Annotated in this window: 10 protein-coding genes and 2 pseudogenes; all 12 read right to left on the bottom strand. The window is 35.4% G+C overall.

The genetic code is table 11. The features are described from left to right. Nucleotides 1–129: 129 nt before the first annotated feature. A pseudogene (locus AC1DIT_RS25885) lies at nucleotides 130–225 on the bottom strand (methyltransferase); the annotation flags it as partial. Beyond that, the gene (locus tag AC1DIT_RS25890) at nucleotides 215–496 is read right to left on the bottom strand and encodes a HesB/IscA family protein (RefSeq protein ID WP_016114534.1); all 282 of its coding nucleotides are present in this window, start codon (nucleotides 494–496) and stop codon (nucleotides 215–217) included. The gene AC1DIT_RS25890 and the pseudogene AC1DIT_RS25885, both read right to left, overlap by 11 nt. Nucleotides 497–533: 37 nt before the next feature. Then, nucleotides 534–2,294: an arsenical pump-driving ATPase gene (gene arsA, locus AC1DIT_RS25895; protein WP_016114533.1), complete on the bottom strand. Its 1,761-nt coding sequence runs from the start codon at nucleotides 2,292–2,294 to the stop codon at nucleotides 534–536. An 18-nt stretch (nucleotides 2,295–2,312) separates the two neighbouring features. Next, a complete protein-coding gene (arsD, locus tag AC1DIT_RS25900) occupies nucleotides 2,313–2,672 on the bottom strand; it encodes an arsenite efflux transporter metallochaperone ArsD (protein ID WP_016114532.1) in 360 nt (119 codons plus the stop codon). A 65-nt stretch (nucleotides 2,673–2,737) separates the two neighbouring features. Then, the gene (arsC, locus tag AC1DIT_RS25905; RefSeq protein ID WP_016114531.1) at nucleotides 2,738–3,142 is read right to left on the bottom strand and encodes an arsenate reductase (thioredoxin); all 405 of its coding nucleotides are present in this window, start codon (nucleotides 3,140–3,142) and stop codon (nucleotides 2,738–2,740) included. Between the two features lie 25 nt (nucleotides 3,143–3,167). Further along, on the bottom strand, nucleotides 3,168–4,223 hold the full coding sequence (arsB, locus tag AC1DIT_RS25910; protein WP_016114530.1) for an ACR3 family arsenite efflux transporter: 1,056 nt from the start codon (nucleotides 4,221–4,223) through the stop codon (nucleotides 3,168–3,170). Between the two features lie 28 nt (nucleotides 4,224–4,251). Continuing rightward, nucleotides 4,252–4,599 (bottom strand): ArsR/SmtB family transcription factor, encoded by a 348-nt coding sequence (locus tag AC1DIT_RS25915; RefSeq protein ID WP_016114529.1) that lies wholly within the window; start codon nucleotides 4,597–4,599, stop codon nucleotides 4,252–4,254. Between the two features lie 489 nt (nucleotides 4,600–5,088). Then, entirely contained in the window at nucleotides 5,089–5,670 is a 582-nt protein-coding gene (locus AC1DIT_RS25920) for an SCO family protein (protein WP_016114528.1), read from the bottom strand. A 259-nt stretch (nucleotides 5,671–5,929) separates the two neighbouring features. Continuing rightward, entirely contained in the window at nucleotides 5,930–6,154 is a 225-nt protein-coding gene (locus tag AC1DIT_RS25925) for a hypothetical protein (RefSeq protein ID WP_016114527.1), read from the bottom strand. Nucleotides 6,155–6,247: 93 nt separating this feature from the next. Further along, a complete protein-coding gene (locus tag AC1DIT_RS25930; protein WP_016131327.1) occupies nucleotides 6,248–7,090 on the bottom strand; it encodes a M56 family metallopeptidase in 843 nt (280 codons plus the stop codon). Beyond that, nucleotides 7,090–7,491, bottom strand: a complete 402-nt coding sequence (locus AC1DIT_RS25935; protein ID WP_016114525.1) for a BlaI/MecI/CopY family transcriptional regulator — start codon at nucleotides 7,489–7,491, stop codon at nucleotides 7,090–7,092. The genes AC1DIT_RS25930 and AC1DIT_RS25935 overlap by 1 nt, the downstream gene beginning before the upstream one ends. Before the next feature lie 27 nt (nucleotides 7,492–7,518). Continuing rightward, nucleotides 7,519–7,975: pseudogene (locus tag AC1DIT_RS25940) on the bottom strand (hypothetical protein); the annotation flags it as partial.

The following is a 7,975-nucleotide window of genomic DNA, read 5'->3' on the forward strand; positions in this document are numbered from 1 at the left end:
GTGTATTGTACTGCATTCATTTTGGAGGAGCACGAGAAGAGTTCCCTGTTTTCCATCCATGTTATAACATATCAAACATTTTTTGTTTCCCCCTCCTAGTCTAGTAGATCTATAATTGGCATCTAGACCTCATTCTTCTGTTACAAGCGCAATTACAAATCCATCATACCCCTTACTCCCTACAGTTTGGATCACAGTAGCAGTAACACGCGGTTCAGCAGCAATTCGATCCGCCACTTATCACAAGACCTGCACCTTGTTGATCTTCTACATAGTCTAGTGTCAATGTATTTACAATTTCAACGACCTTTGGATCCATGGCAACTTCAATACCATTTACTGTTTCTGTTACATCATTTTCTTGCGCTTCTCCTAAATTAATACCGTAGCTTGGTCCACAGCATCCAGCACCCTCAAATGTAAAACGTAGTGTTGAAACACCGTTTTCTTTCATAGCACTTTCAATAAACTCTTTTGCTTTATCTGTAATATTCATTTTCATTTCTCCCCTTCACAATAACTATTCAAATTTTTTATTTTACTAAAGATTTAAGCTTCTCATATCCCACAATATCTTCCGATTGCCACGGGATGATAACACAGTTATTTTGTGATTCCTTTTGTACCGCTTGAATCCACTGTATTTCAGACTGTGCTCTTCCTCTTAACACTAAATCGCTTGTATGTGTTGCGTAAAAACTTTGATTGATAACCCACCACTTTGGAGTAATATCCGCACGTTTTAAGTCTTCTTGTAGACGGCTCGCTTCATGAACTGGTGTAGCTTCTGCAAGCGTTACAATTACAACACTTGTTTCTTCTGGATTACGAAGGCGTGGTAATAAGTTCTTCACAGACTGTGGTACTTCACCGGAAGAACGTGCAATTTCCTTATGATACGTTTGTGCCGCATCCAACAACAATAACGTATGCCCCGTTGGCGCTGTATCAATAACTACAATTTCATCATTCGCTCTTTCAACAATATCCGCTAAAGCACGGAAGACTGCGATTTCTTCTGTACAAGGAGAACGTAAATCTTCTTCTAAATACGCTAAACCTTCTTCGTCAACCGTATTTTTTGCTTGCTCTATGACTTCCTTACGATAGTTTTCAACTTCTACTTTTGGATCAATTCGACTTATCGTAATATTCCCTTGTTCTCCATGCATGACATAATCAATATGTGCTGCGGGATCAGTTGTAGTTAAATGTACATGATGTCCTTTTTCAGCCAGACCAACTGCAATTGCTGAAGCTACAGTAGTCTTTCCGACACCACCTTTTCCCATTGTAAAAATTACTCGTTTCCCTGTCTCTGAAAGATTCGTAATCAATGTCTGAAGTGAAGGAATAGAGACAGTATGTGCTTCTTCATGTGAAATCGAAAGATTTTCCATTGGTTGAACCAGCTTTCTCATATTCTCTATTCCAGTAACATTAAACGGCACTAATGGAATTTCATAAGCAGAAAGACTTTTTAATTCTTCTGCCATATTTTCTAACGCACGTGATTGTCTCTTAAACAGCGCATTTGAGACATCATCATTTTGCACATAGTCTTTCAAGATGCCATTTACAAGTAGATATTGGTTACTTACACCAATTTCTTTTAATTCTTTAGCTGCTCGTTGCGCTTCTTGTAACGGAGAACTATCAGGACGTGTAACAAGCAATAATGTTGTTTGTTTCGGATTAGATAATGCTTGAACTGTTTGACTATATAACTCTTTTTTATCTCCAAGACCTGCTAATGGTCCTAAACAAGAAGCTCCATGTGTACTTTCTTCTAGGAAACCACTCCATGCCGTTGGGAGCTGAAGAAGACGTAACGTATGACCTGTTGGTGCTGTATCGAAGATAATGTGATCGAATTTCGATGTTAACTCTTTATTTGTAAGTAACGTAGAGAACTCATCAAATGCTGCAATTTCTACAGTACAAGCCCCAGATAATTGTTCTTCCATCGTCGCAATTACTGTGTCAGGTAATTTCCCGCGATATGGGCCAACAACACGTTCCTTATATTCATAAGCCGCTGTTTCTGGATCCAGGTTAGCTACTTGTAAGTTCGGAACATTAAGAATTACTTTCGGCTTGTTGGTTAGTTCGATTTCAAACACATCTTGTAAATTAGAAGCTGGGTCAGTACTAATTAACAAAACGCGTTTCCCCATATCAGCTAAAGTAATTGCTGTTGCACATGCAGTAGATGTTTTTCCTACTCCGCCTTTACCAGTAAAGAATAAAAATGGTGTGAATGTTATTGTGTTTGGATTGTATAAGTTTGTCATTGCCTTTCACTTCTTTCTCTATTTTTTCACGTTTAGCTTTAAACGTACGACTGGCTTTTGACTCAACTCTTCTTCCGTTATATCCGTTAACTGTACAAGTTCTTCATTTGTAAGATGACCTTTTTCTTTTACTACTTTTCCATCTACCAAAGTTACAGGCAACACATCTGGTCCTTTATCCATTAATAATTGACTAATAACATTGTTATTTGCAAAAGCATCCGGCTCACTCGCAAGATTATAGCGTGTCACATCAATTCCTTTATTCTTCAAATTATTAACAGCTACTGAAATACGAATTAATTCTGGATCAACACTTGGTCCACAAACCCCCGTAGAACAACACATAGCAGGATCAAAAATTTCAATTTTTTTCATCTCTGATTTCTCCCCTTCTTTACAAAATAAGCCGAAAAAGAATTCTCGGCTTATTTTGTTTTCAATTATTCTCCTGTTTCAGCGAATTTTTTAATACGTTCGCCAATCTCATCACGAACTTTTTGGAATACAGACCAATCTTGACCAGCTGGATCATCAAATCCCCAGTGAACTCGTTTTACATGGGGTGGTGTTGTTGGACATACATCATTTGCATGACCACAAAGTGTTACAACAAGATCTGCTTTATCTAAAATGTCACGGTCAATGATATCAGATGTTTGGTCCGTAATATCAATGTCTACTTCTTTCATTGCTTTAATTGCATTCGGATTTACTCCGTGCGCCTCAATACCAGCAGAAAGTACATTCCATTTGTCACCTAAATATTTTTCACCCCAAGCTTCTGCCATTTGGCTACGACAAGAGTTTCCTGTGCATAAGAAGTAAATTGTTTTCTTGTTTTCCATGTTAATTCCACCTTTATAACAATAATTATTTTGGTTGTGTTTGAAAGTATTTACGTTGGAACCACAGTGCTACATTTACAAGAGCTATCATAACTGGAACCTCTACTAAAGGACCGATAACTGCTGCAAACGCTGCACCAGACTGGATTCCAAATACCCCTACAGCTACAGCGATTGCTAATTCAAAGTTGTTACTTCCAGCTGTAAATGCTAATGTTGTTGATACCCCATAACTTGCACCGATTTTTTTGCCCATAAAGAAAGAAACAAAGAACATCACTACAAAATAAATAAGTAATGGAATCGCAATACGTACAACATCAAATGGTACGCTAACAATCACTTCTCCTTTTAATGAGAACATCACAATGATTGTAAATAATAATGCGACTAATGTAATGGGGCTAATCTTTGGTATGAATACTTTTTCATACCATTCTCGCCCTTTTGTTTTTACAAAGATAAAACGTGTTAACATTCCTGCGATGAAAGGAATTCCTAAATAAATAAAGACTGATTTTGCAACCTCTGCCATTGTAATATCTACAACAGCTCCTTCAATTCCTAACCATTCTGGAATGACTGTTACAAACACATACGCGTATACTGAGAAAAATAACATTTGGAATACAGAGTTAAAAGCAACTAACCCTGCTGCATATTCTGTATCACCTTTCGCAAGGTCATTCCATACAATCACCATCGCGATACAACGTGCTAGACCAATCATGATTAATCCAACCATATATTCTGGTTTATCTTGTAAAAATATAATTGCTAAAGTAAACATTAAAACCGGACCAATAATCCAGTTTTGCACGAGTGATAATACTAATACTTTTACATCTTTAAAAACGCGCCCCATCTCTTCGTAGCGTACTTTAGCAAGCGGCGGGTACATCATTAAAATTAAGCCAATCGCAAGTGGGATAGAAGTTGTTCCTACCTGTAGACTATTCATTCCATCAACGAACCCAGGGAATAGATATCCAACTCCAATCCCTACTGCCATCGCAAGAAAAATCCAAAGGGTTAGATATCGATCTAGGAAAGATAGACGTTTTTTCCCCGTGTTGCTCATCCTTCTCACTTCCCTTTCTAACTATTTATTAACAACCACACCGGAGTGTAGGATTGCTCTTCTCAATTTGTTTGATTTTCTCTATTTGATCTGGTACATGGCCTAAAATATCTTCTAAAAGCGTATATAAATCACTTGCCTGATTTAAAGAATAATAAATCCATTGACCTCTACGCTCTTCTTGCACTAAGCCTAAATCCTTTAACTTTCGAAGATGCTGACTGATAGAAGGTTGACTCATATCAAATACTTCAAGAAGTTCACAGACACAACACTCACGTTGTTTGAGAATAGATACAATTGTTAGTCTTGTTTTGTCTCCTAATAGTTTTAATAACTGCGATGCTCTTGTTAATTCTATAACTGTTTTTTCCATACCACACCTACCCTTTTATAGTTAAATAAGCATATACTTATATATTGAGCGGAAATTAAACGTAATATTCGTTAAAAGGATTTATTTTAATTTCCTCTACTTCGAAATAAGTATATAACTAACTGCTTATATAATCAACTGAAAACAATTCATCTTTACAGTTGATTAAAAAGATTGTTGAAAAACCCATGTACTCAGAAGATAGCTCTTGTATCGAATTATGGTTCATCTTTATTAGTTCCTTACACAAAGGCATAACTATACTACGGTAAACATACCTTAATTAATGACTATCTAAATAACGGGGTATATGGATGGAATATAGAGTAGATACCGTACAAATGCATGTAAAACTATGAAATCTCTTCAAGACTGTGCCATGATGTGTGAACAAATGTGTGCGACATTACTTAAAAAGAAAGAGCTGGCATACCACCAGCTCTTTTTCGCTTTATATGTTTTTTATTATCAATAATTACTAAAGTACTTTTATTGAATTCTCTTTATATCTCTGACTATGTCTTTATAAGGAGGGTTTGAGAGACCTGAATACTTTTTTACAACAGTTCCAGTCTGATCTACAAGATAAAAGCTTGTTCCATGAGTGACTTGATCAGAATCTTGTGGTTTATCTACAAGTGTTTGAAAGTTTTTCTTAGCAAACTCGGTAACCTCTTCTTGCGAATAACCAGTAAGAAAATGCCACTTGGATTCATCCATATCATAACGGCTCATAAATTCTTTGAGTTTTGAAGGAGTATCTACAGTTGGATCTACGCTAAATGATACAAACTCAACATTTTGAACTCCTTCATCTTTTAACATTCTTTGAAGCCTTTCCATGTTAGCTATTAAAGGTGGGCATACTGTTTTACAACTTGTAAAAATAAAATCTGCTACCCAAACCTTCCCCTTTAAATCATCCCGTCCAAATGTTTTTCCGTTCTGATCAGTATATGAAAAATTATCTAATTTCCAGTTTAACTGGTCTCTTAGTTTAGATCCACATGCTGTTAATAGAAGAATTACGCTAATAAGAACAAAAAAACTAATAATACGAAAGCTTTTCATACGAATTTTTCCCTTCTTTATGTGTTTATAGTGTCATACTATTGTTATAACCATTTGTAATAGGAAATAATTCACACGATGGCACTGTTTGTCTCTACATGCATAATTGTATCTAACTATTCCCGTTCTATAGGAACAAGCATAAATAAGAGCTGGTTATTCCTTTACCAGCTCTTATTTATGCTTTACTTTTATCTAGTATGCGTCTTACTCACAGTCTATATCATGGATGGTATCGATACAGTCCGTATATAGACATTTATTTTTGCATATTCTTCATCATTTCCATGCAGTCTTCCATGCCCATTGTATTACAGTCATCTTTAGACATACAATCTTTCATCATTGTCATACAGTCCTTCATACTCATTGTCATACAATCTTCTTGATTCGTTGTTTTGTGTGGCGTTGGACTAGCAGCCAAAGCCGTTCCGCCAAATGCCATTAATGAAATAAATGAAGCGCCTAAAATAAGCTTTTTCATTATTTTCCTCTCCCAACATCTTATAATCCAGATGATAAAACCACCATCTACTACGATTTCGTAGTAGATAATTGTTATAGAAAAGAGAATTTGTCACAAAAATGACACACATGCTATAAGTAAAACAATTAAGAGAATGTGAATACTAGATTCCATCCAATCTACTAATGCAATAGATGGCCGCTTATATTTCCCTGTCAGAAGAACCTCAATTCTAGTATTAGTATCCTGAAAAGAATGATTTTGAAAATGAGCCATTGCAAATGAAGAAGGAGGTACATTTGTCATTAACTTATATAGTGCTGATGCAACAGGCTTCATTCCTACCTCTCGGATAGCAAAAGTATCTGCGTTGATTTCTTTTTCCATCAGATAGCGTGTATAAAACTTTTGAGAGATTGGTAAAAATGAAAAAACACGTGCCAAACTGTACCCTATTGATAATTTAAATGGATCTCTGTTTTGATAATGATAATACTCATGTTCTAATACAGCTTCTAATTCATAGGTTTGCAATAAGTCAATTAAACCAGTACTAACCAAAATATGAGGGCGAATAAATCCATGTGTAAATGCTAATGGATATGCAACTTCTACTATTTGAACTTTTACAGAATGTTTTCGTTGAAAAGCTTCGATTACAATTGATTCATAACAATCTATTTGATATAAAGCTAACTCAGCAATAAATTTTTTCGTCTTTTTAAACAAAAACAAAAAGGTCCCAGCTAAACATATAAAAAGAACTCCTACAATAATCGGTATAAAGGTAAGCCAATGATTCAATTGAATGTTGCAACAGTCCAATATACTGCCCATCCCCATACAACCTGGCATTGTTTGATAATGTAAAACAAAACAAGAACTTATAAACACAGTCGTAACATCAACTAACCATAAAACGTATATATTTAAAGTTGGAAATAATCGATACATTATTTTTCAACCTGCTCTAATTTTTGAATAAGTTCCTTTAACTTATGAAGTTGATCAGGGTTATGTCCAACAGCATCCACAAATTGCGTAATAGCTATATCTCCGTAATGATGGAGAAGATGTTCCACTTGTTCAGAAGAATTTTGTTGGATGAGTTCATTAGGGGTGTACTGTGGTTTATATACATATCCCTTTCCCAACTTACTACGCGTAAGAACCCCTTTTTTATCCAATCGATTCATTACTGTCATAATAGTTGTATAAGCATAATCATTTTGCTTATTTAATTCTGTTAACACATTTTGAACTGTTGCTTCTTTTCTAATCCAAATAACTTTCATTACTTCAAGCTCCAAAGGCCCTAGAATTTTTAACAATGCTTTATTTTCATAGTCACTCATTTTTACTCATCCTATTTTCGATATATCTTATATGATTCGATTTAAGTATAAAAGAAATAAAGAAGTATGTGAATGCACAGCAGGAAAACCAACCCATTCTCCATTCTTTTCTTTTATAACTAAATGTAAGAACTTAGCACCTTTCCCTACTCCGCAAATAAGTGCTAAGCCCCTTTGATGTTGCCACGGCAATCCAATATAATATAATCCTTGGTTTGACCTCAATATTTCCTCCGCGAATTAATTTTTTAAGTCAAAACCAAAAATAGATCACTTTGTTTTCGAAACCATAATCCGCGCTTTGTATTAGTTCCTGCATATAAGAGACCAATCTTTTCTAACCAATGAAAGATGCTTTTGTTCATGATTTTGAGTGGTAAAAATTTAAATGGATAGCTAATAGCAATCGTTACATCTTGACTTTCTGCAAGTTCAGTCGCAATTAGCGTACCAAAGTTTCCTCCTCCTATTACAAGGACAGGGC

This window comes from Bacillus sp. 05T22, from assembly GCF_056396765.1.

Bases quoted from the DNA above. Each gene is read 5' to 3' on its own strand.
- AC1DIT_RS25890 (WP_016114534.1), bottom strand. From the start codon at position 496: ATGAATATTACAGATAAAGCAAAAGAGTTTATTGAAAGTGCTATGAAA.
- arsA (WP_016114533.1), bottom strand. From the start codon at position 2,294: ATGACAAACTTATACAATCCAAACACAATAACATTCACACCATTTTTA.
- arsD (WP_016114532.1), bottom strand. From the start codon at position 2,672: ATGAAAAAAATTGAAATTTTTGATCCTGCTATGTGTTGTTCTACGGGG.
- arsC (WP_016114531.1), bottom strand. From the start codon at position 3,142: ATGGAAAACAAGAAAACAATTTACTTCTTATGCACAGGAAACTCTTGT.
- arsB (WP_016114530.1), bottom strand. From the start codon at position 4,223: ATGAGCAACACGGGGAAAAAACGTCTATCTTTCCTAGATCGATATCTA.
- AC1DIT_RS25915 (WP_016114529.1), bottom strand. From the start codon at position 4,599: ATGGAAAAAACAGTTATAGAATTAACAAGAGCATCGCAGTTATTAAAA.
- AC1DIT_RS25920 (WP_016114528.1), bottom strand. From the start codon at position 5,670: ATGAAAAGCTTTCGTATTATTAGTTTTTTTGTTCTTATTAGCGTAATT.
- AC1DIT_RS25925 (WP_016114527.1), bottom strand. From the start codon at position 6,154: ATGAAAAAGCTTATTTTAGGCGCTTCATTTATTTCATTAATGGCATTT.
- AC1DIT_RS25930 (WP_016131327.1), bottom strand. From the start codon at position 7,090: ATGTATCGATTATTTCCAACTTTAAATATATACGTTTTATGGTTAGTT.
- AC1DIT_RS25935 (WP_016114525.1), bottom strand. From the start codon at position 7,491: ATGAGTGACTATGAAAATAAAGCATTGTTAAAAATTCTAGGGCCTTTG.